The organism is Leifsonia sp. LS1 (assembly GCF_020521355.1).
Classification (GTDB): domain Bacteria; phylum Actinomycetota; class Actinomycetes; order Actinomycetales; family Microbacteriaceae; genus Leifsonia.
The window spans coordinates 282205-302101 of record NZ_BPER01000003.1; the positions used below are offsets into that span (position 1 = coordinate 282205).

The window sequence follows — 19897 nt, forward strand, 5'->3', positions numbered from 1 at the left end:
TGTGGCGTGAGCGGGGCGGGGCCCGTCGCTCGCGCGGTGCGTTCTACGACGCAGGAGCCTTCGGATGGCTCGCAGTCCTCCCATACTAGCGTGCTCGCCTGTGAGCGCCGTCCGGGTTGGAGGTCGTAGACTTTCGGCCCGGAAACGAGAGGCGGTCATCGGGTGCACGAATCGGAGCTCGATCGCGAGCGGGCGGTCGTCGAGGGCCTGTACGAGCGCCTGGACGCCCTGCGGGCCGAGACCGCCGACAGCCTGACCAGAGTCCGCCGTGAGTCGGTGGGCGGCAACCATCAGGCGCGCAGCGAGCGCGACGCGTTCGCACGGCTCTATGAGGATCAGCTCACCCAGCTCCGCGAGGTCGACGCCCGTCTCGTCTTCGGCCGCCTCCTGCTCGAGGAGCCGGCCGACGGCTCGGCTCACCGGTACATCGGCCGCATCGGCCTGCGCGACGAGGAGCAGCGCTCACTCCTGGTCGACTGGCGGGCGCAGCAGGCGAGCGCCTTCTACCAGGCGACCGCGAGCGAGCGGATGGGCGTCCGGGCCCGCCGTCATCTCACGATGAGCGGCCGCCAGGTCGTCCGGATCGATGACGAGGTCTTCGACGAGTCCCTGCTGGCCGGCGATCGGTCGGCGGGGGAGACGGTGCAGGGTGAGGGTGCCCTGCTCGCCGCGCTGACCGCGCAGCGGACCGGCCGGATGAGCGACATCGTGGCGACGATCCAGGCCGAGCAGGATCGCATCATCCGCTCCGATCTCCGCGGAGCCCTGGTCGTGCAGGGCGGTCCCGGTACTGGCAAGACGGCCGTCGCCTTGCACCGCGCCGCGTATCTGCTCTACGCCAACCGGCAGCGGCTCGGCTCGTCCGGCGTGCTCGTCGTCGGTCCCTCCACGGCGTTCCTGCGCTACATCGAGGCGGTGCTGCCCTCGCTCGGCGAGACCGGGGTCGTGCTCCAGACGCTCGGCGAGCTGTTCCCGGGGGTGGAGGCCACGGCCGATGACGGTGCGGAAGCCGCGCGCCTGAAGGGTTCCGCCCAGATGGCCCGCCTGCTCTCGCGTGCCGTGCGCTCCCGCCAGAAGGCCCCGGCGGAGGAGCAGACGGTCGTCGTCGACAACGAGCGGCTCGTCGTGCAACCGGACCTCATCCAGCGCGCCATCGCGAAGGCGCAGCGCTCGGGCAAGCCGCACAACGTCGCCCGCGTCACCTTCGTCAAGCACGCGCTCGCCGAGCTGACCGATCAGCTCGCCGCCCAGCTGCGCGCATCCGGTTCGACCATCGACGACGCCGACCTGAAGGTCCTGCGGGAGGATCTCCGCACCTCATACGATGTGCGGGTCCTCCTGAACACGGCCTGGCTGCCGCTCACCCCGCAGAAGCTGCTGCAGGACCTGTATGCGCGTCCCGTGTGGCTCGGCGAGCTGACGCCGCGTTGGTCGGAGGCGCAGCGTGCGGCGCTGCTGCGCGACCGATCCGCCGCGTTCACGGTCTCCGACGTGCCGCTGCTCGACGAGGCCGCCGAGCTGCTCGGCGACTTCCCCGGAAAGCCGGATCCCGCCGCCCGAGAGCGCGGCCGGCAGCGCAAGCGCGACCTCGAGAACGCCCGGGCCGCCATCCGCAACATGGGGGTGGAGGGTCTGGTCAGTGCCGAGCAGCTCGCCGACGGCTTCGCCGAGCAGGTCGACCGCGGCACCACGGCCGAGCGCGCCTCCGCAGACCGCACGTGGACCTACGGCCACGTGGTGGTGGACGAGGCGCAGGAGCTCTCGCCGATGCAGTGGCGCGTGCTGCTGCGGCGCTGTCCGATGAAGTCGTTCACCATCGTGGGCGACATCGCCCAGGTGTCGTCGCCCGCGGGGGCGTCCAGCTGGGCCGGTGCGCTCCAGCCGTACTTCAAGGACGCCTGGCGGCTGGAGGAGCTCACGGTCAACTACCGGACGCCCGCGCAGATCGCCGAGGAGGCGGAACGTCTGGCCCAGGCCGCCGGACTCCCGATCACGCCGACGCGCTCCGTGCGCGAGGGCGACTGGCCCATCCGGCGGGTGTCCGCCGGCGGATCGCCGCTGTCGGAGGCGGTGGTCGCCGCGGTCGAGCACGACCGGGGGATCGACGCCCAGGGCTCGCTCGCGGTGATCGCGCCTCCGCACGAGGTGGAGGCCGTGGCCGCCGCGGTCGCGGAGCGCTTCGGGGACGATGCGGGTCGTGGCGCGGCCGGTCTGACGCGCCCGATCGCGGTCCTCAGCGGGTACGAGGCGAAGGGCCTGGAGTTCGACGCCGTCGTCCTCGCCGACCCCGACTCCCTCGCGGGCGACTCGGCGCTCGGCGCGGCCACGCTGTACGTCGCGATGACGCGCCCGACCCAGCGGCTCACCCTGGTCACGCACTGACGTCGGGCGTGCTCGCGCCCGGTTGCACGCAGGTCCCGTCCGCCGCTACGCGTACGTCCCGGCGTACCGCTCGCCCACGGGCACCTCGACCGCGAGCGTGTTGCCGGCCTGCGCCAGCGGGCACGCCCAGGCCGGGTCGTAGGCGCACGACGGGTTGTAGGCGAAGTTGAAGTCGAGTACGACGGTCGCCTCGTCCTCGTCGGCGTCGAGACCGAGGTCCGCGCCCTTGATGGTGTCGATGAGGTAGCGGCCCCCGCCGTAGGTGCCGCCCGGCCGGCCGGCGAGCGCGTCCTTGACCGGCACGAAGATGCCGCCGCCGTACGACGAGAGACGCCAGACGTCGAGGGTTCCGGAGAGGGGGACCCGCACCGTCCCGAGCAGGTCGAACGGCACGACGCCGTCCGTCCCGGTCTCCACGTCCATCCGACGCGGTTCGGACGGCGCGTGGATCGGCAGCTCGAAGCGCCACTCGGGGTCGTACGAGGTCACCGGCAGCCCCGTGAAGCGGGCGCGGTCCTCCGGGAGCAGCGGAGACGCGGGGTGGGACGAGAACAGCTCGTCCCGGCACGAGATCCAGTGCGCGTGGGCGGCGGCGGCATCGGATGCGGCCATCCTGCGCACCGAGGCGTAGAGGGCGAACACCCGTCGCCGCCAGTCCGCCGTCTGCAGGGCGGTCACGGCGGGGGATGCCGCCCGCGGTTCCCCGGCGCTCTCGACGGTGCTCATGGTGTCTCCTCCCGGCCGGCGGCGCCCGGCCATTCCGTCACGGTACCGTCCGCCCGCGCTGTCGGCGTGGAGGAGAGGGTCGCGTCGTCGAGGGCGGCGCGCTCCGGATCGAGCTCGGGATCGTAGGCCCACGTCGGCGCGAGGGCGCGGAGCCGGTGGCCGCGCCACTGCCAGAACGCCCACAGCGTGTACCAGGCGACGGGGGTGAGCACTCCCGCGCGGACGATCAGCCGATCTCGGTAGAGGGTCCGGAGGCGGCCGTCGGGGCCGGGCCCGGCCGGGTCGGGTGCGATGGCCATGCGATGGTCGAGGCGGGGCAGGGCGGACAGCACGCCACCGGTTCCTCCGCCGCTGTCGCGCAGGATGCGCGTCTCGCGCTCCCGGTCGTCGGACGAGCGCAGAGTGTCGAGCCGGATCGCCTGGGTCCCGACCGTGATCGCGCCCAGCGCGCGCACGCGCACGCGGTGCTCGCCTCCGCCCCACACCGTCGGGAAGGCGTCCGGGCCATCGGGCCGGAAGTCCAGCCACGGGAGCGCCACTTCGCGGAACGCGGTCGGACTCTGCAGGGCACGCCAGGCCGCGTCGGGGTCGCAATCCAGGATGAGCTTCAGCAGCACGCGCATCGTCCCAGTCTCGTCCCGGCGCCGGGGCCGGCGCGCAGGTTCACGGCCCTTTCCCACGACCCTCCCCGGCATGGCGTCAGGTGGCGTCCCAGCAGTGTCGCCGGTATGCGCTACAACGGGAGCATGGCGATCCGGTACTGGCTCGGCGTGGTCCAGCGAGACCACGTGCTCCGCGGCGTCGCAGGCGGGTTCGCACAGGTCAACCACGGCGCGCGGGCGCCGCTGGAACGGATGGGCCCGGCCGACGGGTTCGTGTACTACTCGCCCAAGACCGCGTACCCGGACGGCGAGCCGCTCAAGGAGTTCACCGCGGTCGGCCGCGTGGCGGAGGGCGAGCCGTTCCAGGTCACGCAGGGGCAGACGATGCGCGGACCGGCGGGTGACTTCCTCCCCTGGCGCCGCCGGGTCGAGTGGGACCACGACGCCGTCGCCACGCCGATCCGCCCGATGCTCCCGGCACTCGACTTCACCAGGGAGAACCGGGACTGGGGCTATCAGCTGCGGCGCGGGGTGATCGAGATCTCCCGGCACGACTTCGAGCTCATCCGTCGCCAGATGCGCCCGTCACCGGGCGAAACACGGCCGGCGGGCTCACGAGCGCGCACTACGATGGCCCGGTGACCGACCGCTCCGTCCCCTCCGCACCGACCGTTCCCGACGCGCACCGCCAGGCCAAATACCAGGTGCGGTTCGACTGGGCCGCGGAGGGCGCCCGTTCCGTGGCAGCGGACGCGGACGTCGTCGTCTGGGTCGACGCGCTCGGGGACGGGACGATCGTCCCGTCGGTCCCCGCCATCGCCGACCTCCCCGGAACCGGCGCCGTCATCGCCGCAGGCCTCACCAACCCTGCCGCCGTCGCCGCGTGGGCACTCGCCGAACAGGTGCGGCTCGGCCGTCGCGCCCTGATCTCGATCATCGCCGCCGGAGGGTCGACCCCCGCGGGCGCCACGCGTTTCGCGGTGGAGGACCTCCTCGCCGCGGGCGCCGTCGTGGACGCGCTCGCCTCCCTCGGCATCGACTACAGCTCGCCGGAGGCGGCCGCCGCCTGCGCCGCCTTCACCGGGCTGCGCGGAGCCGTCGCGCACCTCCTCACCGCCTCGGTGTCGGGCCAGGAACTCGTCGCGACCGGGATCGCCCCGGCCGAGATCGCGCCGGCCGGGCGCGTCGGGACGGTCGACGAGGTCGCCGTCCTGCGACCCGCCGGGTGAGCGCTCTGCGGCCATCGCCGACTGCCGGGTCGCTCGCGGCGGAGGGGAGTACCCGCCCGGAATGATCGGGCCGCGCCGCGCGTTCCGCCCTGCAGGAGGTCAACCCATGAAAGCAGTCCTGAACGACACCGTCATCGCCGAGGCTCCCGAAGAGGAGCTCATCCGCATCGAGGGCAACTGGTACTTCCCGCCCGCGAGCGTCAACGCCGACTACCTCGTCGAGAGCCCGACCCCGTACACCTGCCCGTGGAAGGGCGAGTGCCAGTACTACTCCGTGAAGGACGGCGACTCCCTCCTGCAGGACCGCGCCTGGTCGTATCCGACGCCCTACCCGAGCGCGTTCGACCGGGTGGGCAAGGACTTCAGCGGCTATGTGGCGTTCTGGAAGGACGTACAGGTCGTCGAGTGACCGGCGTGCCGAGCCGGGACGGGTGGACGACGGCGTGAGTGCCGCGGGCAGCGCACGAGCCGGAGTGACGGCCGCTCTCGCGGTCGCCGCCCTGGCGGCGCTCAGCGCGTGCTCGCCCGAGCCGCCCGCGCCCACGTCGGCGCGCACCGTGTCGCCATCCGCGGAGCCGCGCCCCACCGGCACCTCCGCCGCCGTCGCCGCCGTCCCCCTGCAGCCCGCGCGCGACGCGACCGTGCTCGAGACCGGGCTCGACGCCCCCTGGTCGGTGGTGCCGCTCCCCAGCGGTTCCGCCCTCCTCAGCGAGCGCGACTCGGGGCGCGTGCGAGAGCGGCTCCCGCAGGGCGGCCTGCGCGACGTCGGGACCGTACCGGGGGTCGTGCACGCGGGCGAGGGCGGTCTGCTCGGCCTCGCTGTGCCCGCCGGATCGGCCCCGACGCACCTGTACGCCTACGCGACCACGGCGGACGACAACCGGGTGGTGCGGATGCCGCTGGACGGTGTGCCCGGCAGCTACAGCATCGGCGCAGCGGAGACCGTGATCTCCGGCCTCCCCACGGCCGCCAACCACGACGGCGGCCGGATCGCGTTCGGTCCCGACGGGATGCTCTACCTCACGGTCGGCGACGCGGGCGTCCCGGATCGCGCGCAGGACCTCACCTCGCTCGGCGGCAAGATCCTCCGTCTGACGCCTGAGGGACAGGTCCCGGCGGGCAACCCGTTCCCCGGTTCGCCGGTGTGGAGCTCCGGCCACCGCAATCCGCAAGGCATCGGCTGGGACTCGCGCGGGACGATGTGGGCGAGCGAGTTCGGGCAGAACACCTGGGACGAGCTGAACATCATCCGTCCCGGGGCGGACTACGGCTGGCCGATCGTCGAGGGGATCGGCGGCGATCCCGCATACACCGACCCGGTGCAGCAGTGGCGCACCTCGGAGGCGAGCCCGAGCGGCCTCGCCGTCGTGGGCGACACGATCTTCGTCGCCGGGCTGGGCGGCGAGCGGTTGTGGGCGGTGTGGTCCACCTCCGGGGGGCGCGCCCGTCACCGCGGAGGCGTTCTTCGACGGAACGTACGGGAGGTTGCGCGACGTCGTGTCCCGCGGCGACCGGCTCTGGGTGCTCACCAACAACACCGACGGGCGCGGGGATCCGCGGTCCGGTGACGACCGGCTGCTCGAGGTGGCGCTGACGCCCGCCGATCCCGCGCGGCTCCCGGGCTGACCCGCCCGTCGTGCGGCTGCGGTGCGCCGCGCGCAGGTAGTCTGGATGCCGAACCGCACGATTCGGGAGCAGAACCCTGAACATCATCCTCGGATACGATCCGTCCACCTTGCGCGAGCGCGTCGACTTGCGTGCCGCCGGCGACCGTCTGGACGAGCTCGGCAACCTGCGCAGCATGAGCGCGCTCAACGAGAAGACCGTCCTGCTCCGGCTCCTCGACCGTCTCGACGAGGCGCTGACCATCGGCACGGAGGCGGTGCGCCAGGCGCGCTTCACCGGCGACCGCGAACAGCTCATCGGTGCGCGCATCCGCCGGGCGCAGGTGCTGCAGTACCTGGGCAAGTTCGACGAGGCCGTCGTCGAGCTGAGCGACTGCGTGACCGAGGCGCGCGGGCGCGAATGGACCGCTCTGGAGGCCTTCGCCATCCAGAGCCGCGGCAAGGTCTACTTCGACATGAAGGACTACGACAACGCCCTGTCGGACATGACGGCGGCGGTCTTCCTGCGCGAGAAGCTCGGGGCCTCCCCCGCCGAGATCGAGGGCGCCCTGACGGCGGTCGCCGTCGTGCAGGCGCTCTCCGAGGAGCACCGCGACGAGCCGGGCGCCGACGCGGCGGAGTGACGCGCGTCTTCCTGCCGTCTCCGTCGGCACCCGGGCGTAGGATTCCTCGCATGAACGGACCCGCCGCCACCGCCCGCCGACGCCGGGTCGTGCCGCGGCGAAGGGCCCGGGACTGATGGCCGAGCTCGACCGCGTGCGGCGGTGGGCGGACGCTCTGATCGCCCTCCACCTCGATCCGGCAGTGTGGAGCTTCGACTTCGACAACGCGAAGACGCGGGCGGGGCTCTGCAACTACACGACGAAGAAGATCACCGTCTCCCGCTATCTGGCGACGCGCTACGAGGACGACGAGATCCACCAGGTGCTGCTGCACGAGGTCGCGCACGCGCTCGCCGGGTCGCGCGCCGGGCACGGCCCGCGCTGGCGCGCCATCGCCCTCGACCTCGGCTACGAGGGCGAGCGCCTGCACGGCGGCGCCATCGCCGACGAGCTGGCCCCGTGGATCGGGACGTGCCCCAACGGCCACATCCACTACCGGTACCGCAAACCCGCCCGCGCGCTGGCCTGCGGCGCGTGCAGCCGGCGGTTCGACGCCGCGAACCTCATCGCGTGGCAGCATCGCGAGGTCACGCCGACGCAGCGGCGCACGGCCGCCGCGCAGGCACGGGAGGGCGCCGGGCGCTGACCGCCGACCCTCCGCTACACCGCTTCGGGCGCCAGCCGCTCGTCGAGCGACGCGCGCACGACGGGCCACTCCTCGCGGAGGACCGAGTAGACGGCCGTGTCGCGCCAGGTGCCGTCGGCCCGCAGCTGCGTGTGTCGCAGGATGCCCTCGAACTGCGCTCCGAGCCGCAGGATCGCCGCGCGGGAGCGTTCGTTGAGCACGTCCGCCTGCAGTTTCACCCGCTCGAAACCGCTGTCGAAGGCGGCGCCGAGCAACAGCCGCTTGGTCTCGGCGTTGACGCGGGTGCCCCACACCTCGGGGGCGTACGCGGTCCAGCCGATGTGGGCGGACCGGTTCGCGAGGTCGAAGTCGCCCAGCGTGGTGGTCCCGACGATGCGGCCGTCGTCGCGCAGCGTGACCGCGGTGACGTTGCCGGTCTCCCAGGCGAGGTATCCGAGCAGGAACTCGCGCCACTCCTCGTAGGTGTCGCGGTACGCGGCGGGACCGCCTCCCCACCCGCCGGCGAAGACTTCGGGGTGCCCGATGGCGTCGAAGAGGTCCGGGAGGTCGCCGAGCGCGAGCGGGCGGAGCCGGACGGTACGTCCCTCGAGCACGGCGGCGGGATCGGGGCGCGTGGCGGTCATCGGCCCAGTATCGCAGTCGGGGCGGTGCGATAGGGTGCTGGAGGTCTCGGCCCGGCTCGCGAGGCCGGGAGCCGATCTCCTAACCGAATATATTGGTTACATGGCGACCGACTCGATCCTCCCCCGCGGCACCGGACAGTGGATGGAGGATCCCGACGGACCGCGCTGGTGGTTCGACTCCGGATCGCTCGCGCTCGACTTCGCGTACACCGGCGGCCTCGACCGGCCCGAAGAGTCGCAGCCGGTCGCCGACCCTGCCGCCCTCAACGAATGGCTCGTCGAGCGCTTCCCCGAGGTGGCGCCCACGGCGGCGGATCGCGAGTTCCGCGACGCGACCGCCCTCCGTGCCGCCATCGGCCGGCTCGCGCGCCAGGCCAGCACCGGCGCCACGTTCTCGCCCGACGACGTCGACGTCGTCAACCTCTTCGCCGCCACGCCGGACATCCCGCCGGTGCTCCCCGGCGGTGGTCGCCAGGCGGGCCGGACCAACGCCCGGCCGCACCAGGCACTCGGGACGGTCGCCCGCGACGCCGTCCGTCTCTTCGGACCGCAGGCCGAGGGACGGATCCGCGAATGTTCCGCCGACGACTGCGACCTGGTCTACCTCGACACCTCCCGCAGCGGGAACCGCCGCTGGTGTTCGATGCAGCGTTGCGGCAACCGGGCGAAGGTGCGCGCCCATCGCGCCAGGGCGGGAGCGCGCGCGGCGCAGTAGGGCGCGGCGGCTTCGCGCCGAGCACGGGCCGGCACGCCACAATAGGGGGATGGCACGCACTGTCGACCTCAACAGCGATCTGGGCGAGTCGTTCGGCGCCTGGACGATGGGCGACGACGACGCCCTGCTCGGCGTCGTCACGAGCGCGAACGTGGCGTGCGGCTTCCACGCGGGCGATGCCGTGACCATGCTCGCGACCTGCCGGACCGCAGCGGCGCGCGGAGTCGTCGTCGGGGCCCACGTGTCGTACCGCGATCTCGCCGGATTCGGCCGGCGTGCGATGGACCTGCCGCCTGCGGAGCTGCGGGCGGAGACCCTCTATCAGCTCTCCGCACTCGCCGGCATCGCGCACGTCGCCGGCGCGCGCCTCGGCTATGTCAAGCCGCACGGCGCCCTCTACAACCGCATCGTGACCGACGCCGCCCAGGCGCGGGCGATCGCGCAGGCCGTCGCCGCTTTCGACCCATCGCTCGCGCTCCTCGGCCTCGCCTCCTCCGCGATCGAGCGGGAGGCGGGGGAGGCCGGGCTGCGGTTCGTGCGCGAGGCGTTCGTCGACCGCGCGTATCGGGCCGACGGCACCCTGGTCCCGCGCGGGCAGCCGGGCGCCGTGCTGCACGGCGGCGCGGGTATCGCCGAGCGCGCCCTCCGGCTCGCCACCGACGGTCGCGTCGTCGCGGCCGACGGCACCGACATCCCCGTCGCCGTGGACTCGCTCTGCGTCCACGGCGACTCTCCGGGAGCGGTCGCGATGGCCCGCGCGGTGCGACGCAGGCTCGACGAGGCCGGGGTCGCGGTGGAGGCGTTCGTGTGAGCCTGCGCATCCTCTCGTCGGGCGAGCGTGCTCTGCTCGCCGAGGTCGACACCCTCGACGAGGTGCTCGCGCTCTTCGGCGCGCTCGACGCGGACCGGCCGCCCGGTCTCGTCGACCTGGTGCCGGCGGCTCGCACGGTCGGCGTGGTCGTCGACCCGCGCATCCTCCCGTTGAGCGTCGCCCGTGCTTGGATCGAGCACGCCCGGCCGCGCCGCGCCATCGTGGACCGGGAGGCCGTCGTCGAGATCCCGGTGCGCTACGACGGCCCCGACCTGGCGGAGGTGGCGGCGCTCCTGTCCGTCACCCCGGCCGAGGTGATCCACCTCCATGTCTCCTCGGTCTGGCGGGTCGCGTTCGGAGGCTTCGCGCCCGGGTTCGGCTACCTGGTGACCGACCACGATCGGCTCCGCGTGCCGCGTCGCTCGACCCCACGCACCGCCGTGCCCGCCGGTTCGGTCGGCCTCGCGGACGACTTCAGCGGCGTCTACCCCCGGTCGAGCCCGGGAGGCTGGCAGCTGATCGGCACGACCGACGCGGTGCTCTGGGATGCGGAGGCCGACCCGCCCGCGCTGCTGCGCCCGGGGACGACCGTGCGATTCCGGGAGGCGCCGTGAGCCTGCGCATCCTGGAGCCCGGCGCGCTGGCGCTCGTGCAGGACCTCGGCCGCCCCGGGTGGGCGTCGCTCGGCGTCAGTCCTTCGGGTGCGCTGGACCGCGCGGCGCTCCGCCTCGGCAACCGCCTGCTGGGCGATGACGAGGGTGCGGCCGGGCTGGAGCTGCTGCTCGGCGGGTTCTCCGCACGCTTCGAGACGGAGACCTGGTTCGCCGTGACCGGGGCGGACGGTCAGCTCGAGCTCGACGGCCGATCGGTGGACCCGCATCTCGCCGTGCACGCCCCGGCGGGCGCGACGCTGCGCATCGGGCCGCCCCGCCACGGGATGCGTCACTACCTCGCGGTGCGGGGAGGGGTCGACGCGCATCCGGTGCTGGGGTCGCGATCGCGCGACACGCTCGCCGCGCTCGGTCCGGAACCGCTCCGCGCCGGGGATGTCCTCCCGTTCGGCGCCACCCGGGGCGCCGTCCCGGCGCTCGACTTCGTGCCGCTGTCCGCGCCGACCGCCGGCCCGATCGAGCTGCGTGCCCATCGCGGTCCCCGCTCCGACTGGTTCACCGCCGCAGCCGTCGACGCCTTCCACGACACGCAGTGGATCCTGAGCGCCGAGAGCAGCCGCGTGGGGGCCCGCCTCGATCCGCCGGCCGCCGGTCGCCACTCCGCGCCGCTCCTCGAGCGCCGGATCGCCGCCGAGCTCCCGAGCGAGCCGATGGTGGCCGGGTCGGTGCAGGTGTCGCCCGACGGCCGCCCGACCGTGCTGCTCGCCGACCACCCCGTCACCGGCGGCTACCCCGTCATCGCGGTCGTGGCGGACGCCTCCCTCGACCTCCTGGCCCAGGCGCGCCCCGGCCAGCCCGTGACCTTCCGCCGCGCCTGACCCCCGTCCGTTCTGCCCCACCTCGTTCTGCCCACCTCGGGGTCGCGAACCGCCGGAATGCGGCCGGCGAAGCGGCAGTATGCGACCCCTCTGCCGACGCGACCGAGGGGGTCGTGCTCAGTCGCGCCGGTTGCCCGTCTGGAAGATGCTCCGTGCGGGAGGCGGGGACGGCACGCTCGTCGCGTCCGTCACGATGGGCGCGTTCGCGGCGAAGGCCCGCAGCTCGTCCCCGGCCACCGCCTTGGCCGGATGCGGTCCGCTCGCCAGCAGCCGCGGCAGCCACTCCATCGGCAGGGGCGAATCCGATCCCACCAGGACCACGTTGCCGAATCGGCGCCCCTTCAGCACCTGCGTCTCCGCCAGCGCAGCGACGTTCCCGACCGCGGCGCCCAGCGTCGAGACCTGGCTGCGCGCGAACGCGAGGGGCGGCCCGTCGGCGACGTTGACCAGCACGATCCCGTCCGGCTTCAGCAGCGACACTGCCGACCGGTAGAACTCGATGCTCGTCACGTGCGCGGGAGTCCGCGCCCCGCTGAAGATGTCGATCACGAGCAGGTCGACCGCTCCGCGCAATCCGGCCGGCAGCTTGCCCACGACCTCCCGGGCGTCCCCGTGCCGCACCCGGATCTGCGCGTACCGCGGCAGCGGCAGCTCGTTCCGCACCAGCTCGACGAGCCGGCTCTCCAGCTCGACGACCTGCTGGCGCGACCCGGGCCGCGTGTACGCGACGTAGCGCGGCAGCGTCAGGGCTCCCGCACCGAGGTGCACGGCGGTGATCGGCTCACCCGGCTCGCCGATCAGGTCGATCACGTTGCCCATCCGCTGCACGTACTCGAAGAACAGTTGCGACGGGTCATCGAGGTTCACGTGCGACTGCGGCGTCCCGTCCACCACGAGCTGGTATGCCCCGGGCACGAACCGGTCCGGCTCCACGCGCGCGGTGTATCCGCTCTCCGACAGGACGACCGACGGGTTCTCAGGCACGAGGTCCAGCGTAGCCGGGTCACGAACGCCGAACGCCTCCACCCCGAAACCTCCACCCCGAAACCTCCACCCCGAAACCTCCACCCCCGTCTCCACCCCTGGGCGGTGCCGCCGCCGACCGGTGGGCGCGACGCTGGAGGGGTAGGTCGGAGGCTCCGGCCGGGGAGGCTGTCATGTCGGTTCAGATGCTCGGGAACGCGGTGCTCATCGTGCTGCTCATCGGCTGGGTGGGGTACAAGCAGCTGGTGTGGCGGCCGGTGGTGGTCGCGCGCATGTGGCGTGGGCCGGCGATCTTCGCCGTGGTGGGGGCGGTGATGCTGGTCCAGCAGGTGAGGCCGTCGGAGCTGAGCGCGCTCGACCTCGCGATCGTGGTGGGCGAGCTGCTCCTCTCGCTCGCGGCCGGGGCCTGGATGGGCGCGATCGCCCGGTTCCGTCCGCTCGCGCGGCCGATGGCGACCGGCAAGGACGGGCGCGATACCGCCGAGTACGAGTCGCGGACCGGCGTGCTCGGCCTGATTCTGTGGGTGGCCGTGATCGCGGTGCGTGTCGGGGTGGACGTGGTCGCCACGCAGGCGGGGTCGCATCTGGCGGCCTCGACCGGGATCATCCTGCTGGTGTTCGCGGCGAACCGGGCCGCACGCACGGCCGTCTTCGCGGCGCGGCTCGATCGTCACCGGGCGTTCGCAGCATGATGGTGCTGTGACATCCTCGATCTGGCCCGGCTGGCTGGCGTTCGCGTTGAACCTCGTGGGCGCCGGCTTCGTCGCGTACTCGATCGCCGGATCGCACGTGGCGGAGCGCCCGCCGTGGGTGCTCGTCGTGGGGATGATCGCGGTCGTGACGTGGGCGGCGCGCAGCCTGTGCGCGCTGCTGGGCGCGCGGCGGCTCGTCCTCGTGTTCGCGGTGGTCTCGGCCGCCACCGGATCCCTCGTGACACCGGCGACGGATGGGGTCGCCGTCGTGCCGGCGGCCATCGCGATCCTGGTGCTCGTCGGCGACATCCGGTGGCCGGCTGCTCTCGGGCTCGGCACGGCCTTCGTCAGCGTCGCCCTCATCGTGGCCGGCGCGCTGCCGTTCGACACCGCGGTCGCGGCGGTGCTGGGTGAGCTTGCCGGGATCCTGCTCGCCACCTTCGCCGGCCTCAGCCGCCGCCAGTTCCGCCGCTCGGAGGAGCAGTCCGCTCTGTTGCGCGACCGTGAGGCGGCGATGCGGGAGGAGGCGGCCAGGGTCGCACTGGCGCGGGACCTCCACGACGTGCTCGCCCACAGCCTCGGCGGCCTGGTGGTGCAGCTGGACGCGGTCGACGCTCTCCTGGAGGCCGGGGACACCGAGGAGGCACGCCGCCGCGCCGTCGCCGCGCGCGGTCTCGCCGCCGATGGACTGGCCGACGCGCGGCGGGCGGTGGCGGCGCTCCGCGATCCGGAGTCCGCGACGACGGGAACGGTCGGAGAGGAGGCGCTCGCCGCATCGCTCGACGACCTGATCGGAGCCCACCGTGCGCTCGGCGCCACCGCCGACCTGACGGTGACCGGCCGGCCGTGCCCGCTCGCCGCCGCGCAGGCCGCCGCGCTCCAGCGTGCGCTGCAGGAGGCGCTGAGCAACGCACGCAAGCACGCGCCCGGTCAGCCGGTGCGCGCAGACCTCGACTGGAAGGACGACCGCGTGACCCTTCGCGTCTGCAATCCGCTCCCCGCCGGCGCGTCCGTCCCCGGAGAGCTCGCCCGCAGCGGCGGCGGACACGGACTGGAGGGGATGCGCGAGCGATTCGCCGCGCTGCCCCTCGGCGGTACCGCCACGGCCGGTGCGGACGGCGACCGGTTCGCCGTGACGGCGGAGGCGAGGCTCGCATGACCGCCCAGGAGCGCACCATCCGCGTGATCGTCGCCGACGACCAGGCGATCATCCGCGACGGGCTGGTGACCGTGCTCGGCCTGCTGCCCGACGTCGAGGTCGTGGGGGAGGCCGCGGACGGCGAGCAGGCGGTCGCGCTCGCCGTGTCGGCGCATCCCGACGTCGCGCTCATGGATCTGCGCATGCCCGGCGTCGACGGTGTCGCGGCGACGGCCCGGATCGCCCGCGACGCGCCGGAGACGGCGGTGCTCGTGCTCACGACGTACGCGGACGACGCGTCCATCCTCTCCGCCCTGCGCGCGGGCGCCCGCGGCTACCTCACCAAGGACGCCGGGCGGGTGGAGCTCGCGGCGGCGGTCCGCGCGGTCGCCAGCGGGCAGTCGACGTTCGCGCCGGAGGTCGGCGCCCGGATCGTCAGCTCCCTCACCACCGCCCCCGTCGTGGCGGGGACCGTTCCGACGGCGGCCGAGTCGCTGATCGCCCGGTTCCCGGCCCTCACCCGCCGGGAGGCGGAGGTCCTCGCGCTCGTCGGGGAGGGGCGGAGCAACCCCGAGATCGCCGCCGGGCTGTTCGTGAGCGTCGCGACGGTCAAGACCCACATCAACGCGATCTTCGCCAAGCTCGCCGTGCGCGACCGCGCGCAGGCGATCGCGCTCGTCCGGTCCTGAGCCGCGCGTCTACCGCGGGGTCGTGCCGCGGAGGAGGATGGGCGCATGGCGGACCGCGTGCTGGTGACCGGAGGCTCGGGATTCGTGGGCGCGCACTGCGTCGCGACGCTCCTCGAGGCGGGCTACGACGTGCGCGCGACGATCAGGACCCCGGCACGGGCGGCCGACGTCCGCTCGCAGCTGGGCGTCGCCGGCCTCGACGACTCTGGTGACCGCCTCGGCTTCGCCGTGGCCGACCTCACCGTCGACGACGGCTGGGCGCAGGCGGTCGACGGCTGCCGGTTCGTGCTCCACTTCGCCTCCCCGTTCCCGGCACGGCAGCCGAAGGACCCGGACGAGCTGATCGTCCCGGCGAGGGACGGGGCGCTGCGCGTGCTGCGGGCGGCGGCGGACGCCGGCGTCGAGCGGGTGGTGCAGACCTCCTCCTTCGCGGCGATCGGGTACGGCCACGCTCCGACGGCGCGCGCGTTCACGGAGAAGGACTGGACCGAGCTCGACAGCGGCCGGCCGGTCAGCGCCTACGTGCGATCGAAGACCATCGCCGAACGAGCGGCGTGGAGCTTCATCGACGAGCACCGGTCGGCGGGCGGGGCGATGCAGCTCGCGACCGTGAACCCGGTCGGGATACTCGGGCCGGTGCTCGGACCCGACGTCTCGAGCTCGGTCGAGCTCATCCGGCTGGTACGCGACGGCCGGATCCCTCGTCTCCCGGACGTCTGGTTCGGGATCGTGGACGTGCGCGACGTCGCTGCGCTCCACCTCCTGGCGATGACGCGGCCGGAGGCCGCCGGCGAACGCTTCCTGGCCATCGCGGGGGAGGTGATGAGCGCCGCGCAGGTCGCGCGGTTCATCCGTGGCCGGCTGGGGGAGGATGCCGGAAGACGCGTCCCGACGAAGGTCATGCCCGCGTGGATGCTGCGCGCCGTCGCGCCGTTCAGCCGGACGGTCCGGGACGTCCTCCCGGAGGTCGGGGCGCAGCGGCGGGCCTCCGCAGAGAAGGCGCTGACGATGCTCGGCTGGGAGCCGCGCACGCGCGAGACGGCACTCGCCGCCACCGTCGACACCCTCCCGCTGCGGCGGTGACAACCGCGGAAACACGCGGATTCTGAGGGAATAGTGGCACTCCGCGCGGGGTTATACCCCACATCTGCACTCCCGGTCAAGAAAAGACTGGACACGGCGCGCCCTTTTGACATATAGTTGTTCTTTGCGCTCCCAGTCAGATCTTTCGCCTTCATATTGCGGTCGGCTTCGTCTTTCCCCGCGCACGCCTGGGCCCGATCCCTCGGGTCAGATACGGCGGCGCACCGCTGGGAGTCGCTGTTGAAAAACAGCTCGTCCTCACACCGACATCATCACTGACCGACAGTTACTGGCCTGACGGGGCCCACGGAGGTTATTTCCTTGGCTGCTGCGCGCAACGCAACCAACACCGACAAGACACCCAAGAACGGACGAGCCGCATCTCGTCTCTCGTTCGCCAAGATCACGGACACCCTGACCGTTCCCGATCTGCTCGCACTGCAGACCGAGAGCTTCGACTGGCTGGTCGGAAACGACGCGTGGAAGGCCCGCGTCGCCGAAGCCGAGGCCCAGGGTCGCCAGGATCTGCCCGGGAGCACCGGCCTCGAGGAGATCTTCGAGGAGATCTCCCCCATCGAGGACCTCGGCGAGACCATGCAGCTCTCGTTCACGAACCCCTTCCTCGAAGAGAAGAAGTACTCGATCGACGAGTGCAAGGAGAAGGGCAAGACCTACGCGGCCCCGCTCTACGTCGAGGCCGAGTTCATGAACCACCTCACCGGTGAGATCAAGACGCAGACGGTCTTCATGGGCGACTTCCCGCTCATGACGGAGCGAGGCACCTTCATCATCAACGGCACCGAGCGTGTCGTCGTCTCGCAGCTCGTCCGCTCGCCGGGCGTCTACTTCGAGTCGACCGCCGACAAGACCTCGGACAAGGACATCTACTCGGCGCGCATCATCCCGAGCCGCGGAGCCTGGCTCGAGTTCGAGATCGACAAGCGCGACCAGGTGGGCGTGCGCATCGACCGCAAGCGCAAGCAGTCCGTCACCGTCTTCCTCAAGGCGCTCGGCCTGACCAGCGAGGAGATCCTCTCCGAGTTCGCGGGCTTCCAGTCGATCGAGCTGACCCTCGAGAAGGATGCCATCCTCACGAAGGAGGAGGCGCTCAAGGACATCTACCGCAAGCTGCGTCCGGGCGAGCAGGTCGCTGCCGAGGCCGCGCGTGCGCTCCTCGACAACTTCTACTTCAACCCGAAGCGCTACGACCTCGCCAAGGTCGGCCGCTACAAGATCAACCGCAAGCTCGGCCTCGAGGCCCCGCTCACGGACTCGGTGCTGACCGTCCAGGACATCATCGCGACGATCAAGTACCTGGTCTCCCTGCACGACGGCCAGACCACGTTCACGGGTCTCCGCAACGGAGAGCCGGCCGAGATCCGCCTGGACGTCGACGACATCGACCACTTCGGCAACCGTCGCATCCGCGCCGTCGGCGAGCTCATCCAGAACCAGGTCCGCACCGGTCTCTCCCGCATGGAGCGCGTCGTCCGCGAGCGCATGACCACGCAGGACATCGAGGCGATCACCCCGCAGACCCTGATCAACGTGCGCCCCGTCGTCGCCGCGATCAAGGAGTTCTTCGGAACGAGCCAGCTGTCGCAGTTCATGGACCAGAACAACCCGCTCGCGGGTCTGACCCACAAGCGCCGCCTTTCGGCCCTCGGCCCCGGCGGTCTGAGCCGCGAGCGCGCCGGCGTCGAGGTCCGCGACGTCCACCCGTCGCACTACGGCCGCATGTGCCCGATCGAGACCCCGGAAGGCCCGAACATCGGCCTGATCGGCTCGCTCGCGTCGTTCGCGCGCATCAACTCGTTCGGCTTCATCGAGACGCCGTACCGCAAGGTCGTCGACGGTCGGGTCACCGAGCAGATCGACTACCTGACCGCCTCCGAGGAAGACGACTTCGTCGTCGCGCAGGCCAACGCCCCGCTCGACTCGAACGGCCACTTCACCGAGGAGCGCGTCCTCGCCCGGCAGAAGGGCGGCGAGGTCGACCTCGTCCCCGCCGACGAGATCGGCTACATGGACGTCTCCCCGCGCCAGATGGTGTCGGTGGGTACCTCCCTGATCCCCTTCCTCGAGCACGACGACGCCAACCGAGCCCTCATGGGTGCGAACATGCAGCGCCAGGCGGTGCCGCTGCTCCGCTCGGAGAGCCCGGTCGTCGGAACCGGCATGGAGGGCTTCGCGGCCATCGACGCCGGTGACGTCGTCACCGCCGAGAAGGCCGGTGTGGTCAGCGAGGTCTCGGCCGACGCGGTCACCGTCCAGGCGGACGACGGCACGGTCAAGACCTACTACCTGCGCAAGTTCGACCGCTCCAACCAGGGCACGTCGTACAACCACCGCGTGGTCGTGGACGAGGGCGACCGCATCGAGGTCGGAGAGGTCGTCGCCGACGGCCCCGCCACCGAGAACGGCGAGCTCGCGCTCGGCAAGAACCTCCTCATCGCGTTCATGCCGTGGGAGGGTCACAACTTCGAGGACGCGATCATCCTCAGCCAGAACCTGGTGAAGGACGACACCCTCTCCTCGATCCACATCGAGGAGTACGAGGTCGACGCCCGCGACACCAAGCTCGGCAAGGAGGAGATCACCCGCGACCTCCCGAACGTCAGCCCGGACCTCCTGGCCGACCTCGACGAGCGCGGCATCATCCGCATCGGCGCCGAGGTGCGCCCCGGCGACATCCTCGTCGGCAAGGTCACCCCGAAGGGCGAGACCGAGCTCTCGGCCGAGGAGCGCCTGCTCCGCGCGATCTTCAACGAGAAGAGCCGCGAGGTGCGCGACACCTCCCTCAAGGTGCCCCACGGCGAGGAGGGCACCATCATCGGTGTCAAGGTCTTCGACGCGCAGGACGGCGACGACGAGCTCGGCTCGGGCGTCAACCAGCGCGTGGTGGTCTACATCGCCCAGAAGCGCAAGATCACCGCGGGCGACAAGCTCGCCGGTCGTCACGGCAACAAGGGCGTCATCTCGAAGATCCTGCCGGTCGAGGACATGCCGTTCCTCGCGGACGGCACCCCGGTCGACGTGATCCTCAACCCGCTGGGTGTGCCCGGTCGAATGAACTTCGGCCAGGTGCTCGAGATCCACCTCGGCTGGATCGCCCAGAACGGCTGGGAGGTCAAGGGCAAGCCCAAGTGGGCCGCCGACCTGCCCGAGGCCGCGTTCAGCGCGGCCCCCGGCACCAAGGTCGCGACCCCGGTGTTCGACGGCGCGAAGGAGGAGGAGATCGCCGGTCTGCTCGACTCGACGCTCCCCACCCGCGACGGCGACCGCCTCATCGGCTCGTCCGGCAAGACGCAGCTCTTCGACGGCCGCTCCGGCGAGCCGTACCCGGACCCGATCTCGGTCGGCTACATGTACATCCTGAAGCTGCACCACCTCGTCGACGACAAGATCCACGCCCGTTCGACCGGCCCGTACTCGATGATCACCCAGCAGCCGCTCGGTGGTAAGGCGCAGTTCGGTGGACAGCGTTTCGGTGAGATGGAGGTGTGGGCCCTCGAGGCTTACGGCGCCGCATACGCGCTGCAGGAGCTCCTGACCATCAAGTCGGACGACATCCTCGGCCGCGTAAAGGTCTACGAGGCCATCGTCAAGGGTGAGAACATCCAGGAGCCGGGCATCCCGGAGTCCTTCAAGGTGCTCATCAAGGAGATGCAGTCGCTCTGCCTGAACGTCGAGGTCCTCTCGGCCGACGGCCAGCAGGTCAGCCTGCGCGACGCGGACGACGAGGCCTTCCGCGCTGCGGAAGAGCTCGGCATCAACATCTCCTCCCGCTTCGAGTCCTCGTCGATCGACGAGATCTGACCCGCAGCCAGACCCACCTGACGAATTCTTTACAGGAGAGAG

Annotated in this window: 19 protein-coding genes and 1 pseudogene; 16 read left to right on the forward strand and 4 right to left on the reverse strand. The window is 72.2% G+C overall.

The features are described 5' to 3' along the window. Window positions 1-162: 162 nt before the first annotated feature. Entirely contained in the window at window positions 163-2382 is a 2220-nt protein-coding gene (locus LLS1_RS07535; RefSeq protein WP_226654458.1) for an ATP-binding domain-containing protein, read from the forward strand. A 45-nt stretch (window positions 2383-2427) separates the two neighbouring features. Here LLS1_RS07535 and LLS1_RS07540 read toward each other — a convergent pair whose 3' ends face one another. Both LLS1_RS07540 and LLS1_RS07545 read right to left on the reverse strand, forming a co-directional pair. Next, on the reverse strand, window positions 2428-3108 hold the full coding sequence (locus tag LLS1_RS07540) for a DUF1684 domain-containing protein (RefSeq protein ID WP_226654460.1): 681 nt from the start codon (window positions 3106-3108) through the stop codon (window positions 2428-2430). After that, window positions 3105-3731 carry a hypothetical protein gene (locus LLS1_RS07545; protein ID WP_226654462.1) on the reverse strand — a complete coding sequence of 209 codons (627 nt, stop codon included), beginning with the start codon at window positions 3729-3731 and terminating at the stop codon, window positions 3105-3107. The genes LLS1_RS07540 and LLS1_RS07545 overlap by 4 nt, the downstream gene beginning before the upstream one ends. 123 nt (window positions 3732-3854) lie before the next feature. On the opposite strand from LLS1_RS07545, the gene LLS1_RS07550 reads away from it, so the two are divergent. The 6 genes and pseudogenes from LLS1_RS07550 (at window position 3855) to LLS1_RS07575 (ending at window position 7812) form a co-directional block, all read left to right on the forward strand. Continuing rightward, window positions 3855-4352, forward strand: coding sequence for an EVE domain-containing protein (locus LLS1_RS07550; RefSeq protein WP_226654465.1), 498 nt, complete (start codon window positions 3855-3857; stop codon window positions 4350-4352). After that, entirely contained in the window at window positions 4349-4939 is a 591-nt protein-coding gene (locus LLS1_RS07555; protein WP_226654473.1) for a 2-phosphosulfolactate phosphatase, read from the forward strand. Before LLS1_RS07550 ends, LLS1_RS07555 begins: the two co-directional genes overlap by 4 nt. A 106-nt stretch (window positions 4940-5045) precedes the next feature. Next, window positions 5046-5348: a DUF427 domain-containing protein gene (locus tag LLS1_RS07560; protein ID WP_226654475.1), complete on the forward strand. Its 303-nt coding sequence runs from the start codon at window positions 5046-5048 to the stop codon at window positions 5346-5348. A gap of 34 nt (window positions 5349-5382) precedes the next feature. Then, window positions 5383-6565, forward strand: a pseudogene (locus LLS1_RS07565) (sorbosone dehydrogenase family protein). 109 nt (window positions 6566-6674) lie between these two features. Beyond that, window positions 6675-7187: a hypothetical protein gene (locus LLS1_RS07570; protein WP_226654477.1), complete on the forward strand. Its 513-nt coding sequence runs from the start codon at window positions 6675-6677 to the stop codon at window positions 7185-7187. Between the two features lie 115 nt (window positions 7188-7302). Continuing rightward, complete coding sequence (locus LLS1_RS07575; RefSeq protein ID WP_223357898.1) at window positions 7303-7812, forward strand: SprT-like domain-containing protein; 510 nt, start codon at window positions 7303-7305, stop codon at window positions 7810-7812. Between the two features lie 14 nt (window positions 7813-7826). Here LLS1_RS07575 and LLS1_RS07580 read toward each other — a convergent pair whose 3' ends face one another. After that, entirely contained in the window at window positions 7827-8435 is a 609-nt protein-coding gene (locus tag LLS1_RS07580) for a GNAT family N-acetyltransferase (protein ID WP_226654479.1), read from the reverse strand. Window positions 8436-8535: 100 nt separating this feature from the next. Between LLS1_RS07580 and LLS1_RS07585 the strand changes: the two genes are divergently transcribed. The 4 genes from LLS1_RS07585 to LLS1_RS07600 are packed head-to-tail and all read left to right on the forward strand — an operon-like array spanning window position 8536 to window position 11450. Beyond that, window positions 8536-9150 carry a CGNR zinc finger domain-containing protein gene (locus LLS1_RS07585; RefSeq protein ID WP_223357896.1) on the forward strand — a complete coding sequence of 205 codons (615 nt, stop codon included), beginning with the start codon at window positions 8536-8538 and terminating at the stop codon, window positions 9148-9150. A 49-nt stretch (window positions 9151-9199) separates the two neighbouring features. Further along, window positions 9200-9961, forward strand: coding sequence for a LamB/YcsF family protein (locus LLS1_RS07590; RefSeq protein ID WP_226654481.1), 762 nt, complete (start codon window positions 9200-9202; stop codon window positions 9959-9961). Beyond that, entirely contained in the window at window positions 9958-10575 is a 618-nt protein-coding gene (pxpB, locus tag LLS1_RS07595) for a 5-oxoprolinase subunit PxpB (RefSeq protein ID WP_226654483.1), read from the forward strand. The genes LLS1_RS07590 and pxpB overlap by 4 nt, the downstream gene beginning before the upstream one ends. Continuing rightward, window positions 10572-11450, forward strand: coding sequence for a biotin-dependent carboxyltransferase family protein (locus tag LLS1_RS07600; RefSeq protein WP_226654485.1), 879 nt, complete (start codon window positions 10572-10574; stop codon window positions 11448-11450). Before pxpB ends, LLS1_RS07600 begins: the two co-directional genes overlap by 4 nt. A 117-nt stretch (window positions 11451-11567) precedes the next feature. Here the strand turns inward: LLS1_RS07600 and LLS1_RS07605 are convergent, their stop codons facing one another. Then, on the reverse strand, window positions 11568-12434 hold the full coding sequence (locus tag LLS1_RS07605; protein ID WP_226654487.1) for a spermidine synthase: 867 nt from the start codon (window positions 12432-12434) through the stop codon (window positions 11568-11570). A 173-nt stretch (window positions 12435-12607) separates the two neighbouring features. On the opposite strand from LLS1_RS07605, the gene LLS1_RS07610 reads away from it, so the two are divergent. The 5 genes from LLS1_RS07610 to rpoB all read left to right on the forward strand — a co-directional run bounded on the left by LLS1_RS07610 (window position 12608) and on the right by rpoB (window position 19855). Beyond that, window positions 12608-13126, forward strand: a complete 519-nt coding sequence (locus tag LLS1_RS07610; protein ID WP_226654489.1) for a hypothetical protein — start codon at window positions 12608-12610, stop codon at window positions 13124-13126. A 7-nt stretch (window positions 13127-13133) separates the two neighbouring features. Beyond that, a complete protein-coding gene (locus LLS1_RS07615; protein WP_226654490.1) occupies window positions 13134-14285 on the forward strand; it encodes a sensor histidine kinase in 1152 nt (383 codons plus the stop codon). Continuing rightward, window positions 14282-14953 (forward strand): response regulator transcription factor, encoded by a 672-nt coding sequence (locus LLS1_RS07620; RefSeq protein WP_223357885.1) that lies wholly within the window; start codon window positions 14282-14284, stop codon window positions 14951-14953. The genes LLS1_RS07615 and LLS1_RS07620 overlap by 4 nt, the downstream gene beginning before the upstream one ends. A gap of 45 nt (window positions 14954-14998) precedes the next feature. Further along, window positions 14999-16036 (forward strand): aldehyde reductase, encoded by a 1038-nt coding sequence (locus LLS1_RS07625; protein WP_226654492.1) that lies wholly within the window; start codon window positions 14999-15001, stop codon window positions 16034-16036. 321 nt (window positions 16037-16357) lie between these two features. Further along, window positions 16358-19855, forward strand: coding sequence for a DNA-directed RNA polymerase subunit beta (gene rpoB, locus LLS1_RS07630; protein ID WP_223357883.1), 3498 nt, complete (start codon window positions 16358-16360; stop codon window positions 19853-19855). Window positions 19856-19897: the final 42 nt, after the last annotated feature.

Bases quoted from the DNA above. Each gene is read 5' to 3' on its own strand.
- LLS1_RS07580 (WP_226654479.1), bottom strand. From the start codon at position 8,435: ATGACCGCCACGCGCCCCGATCCCGCCGCCGTGCTCGAGGGACGTACC.
- LLS1_RS07610 (WP_226654489.1), top strand. From the start codon at position 12,608: ATGTCGGTTCAGATGCTCGGGAACGCGGTGCTCATCGTGCTGCTCATC.
- LLS1_RS07620 (WP_223357885.1), top strand. From the start codon at position 14,282: ATGACCGCCCAGGAGCGCACCATCCGCGTGATCGTCGCCGACGACCAG.
- LLS1_RS07560 (WP_226654475.1), top strand. From the start codon at position 5,046: ATGAAAGCAGTCCTGAACGACACCGTCATCGCCGAGGCTCCCGAAGAG.
- LLS1_RS07545 (WP_226654462.1), bottom strand. From the start codon at position 3,731: ATGCGCGTGCTGCTGAAGCTCATCCTGGATTGCGACCCCGACGCGGCC.
- LLS1_RS07585 (WP_223357896.1), top strand. From the start codon at position 8,536: ATGGCGACCGACTCGATCCTCCCCCGCGGCACCGGACAGTGGATGGAG.
- LLS1_RS07575 (WP_223357898.1), top strand. From the start codon at position 7,303: ATGGCCGAGCTCGACCGCGTGCGGCGGTGGGCGGACGCTCTGATCGCC.
- LLS1_RS07550 (WP_226654465.1), top strand. From the start codon at position 3,855: ATGGCGATCCGGTACTGGCTCGGCGTGGTCCAGCGAGACCACGTGCTC.
- LLS1_RS07540 (WP_226654460.1), bottom strand. From the start codon at position 3,108: ATGAGCACCGTCGAGAGCGCCGGGGAACCGCGGGCGGCATCCCCCGCC.
- LLS1_RS07590 (WP_226654481.1), top strand. From the start codon at position 9,200: ATGGCACGCACTGTCGACCTCAACAGCGATCTGGGCGAGTCGTTCGGC.
- LLS1_RS07625 (WP_226654492.1), top strand. From the start codon at position 14,999: ATGGCGGACCGCGTGCTGGTGACCGGAGGCTCGGGATTCGTGGGCGCG.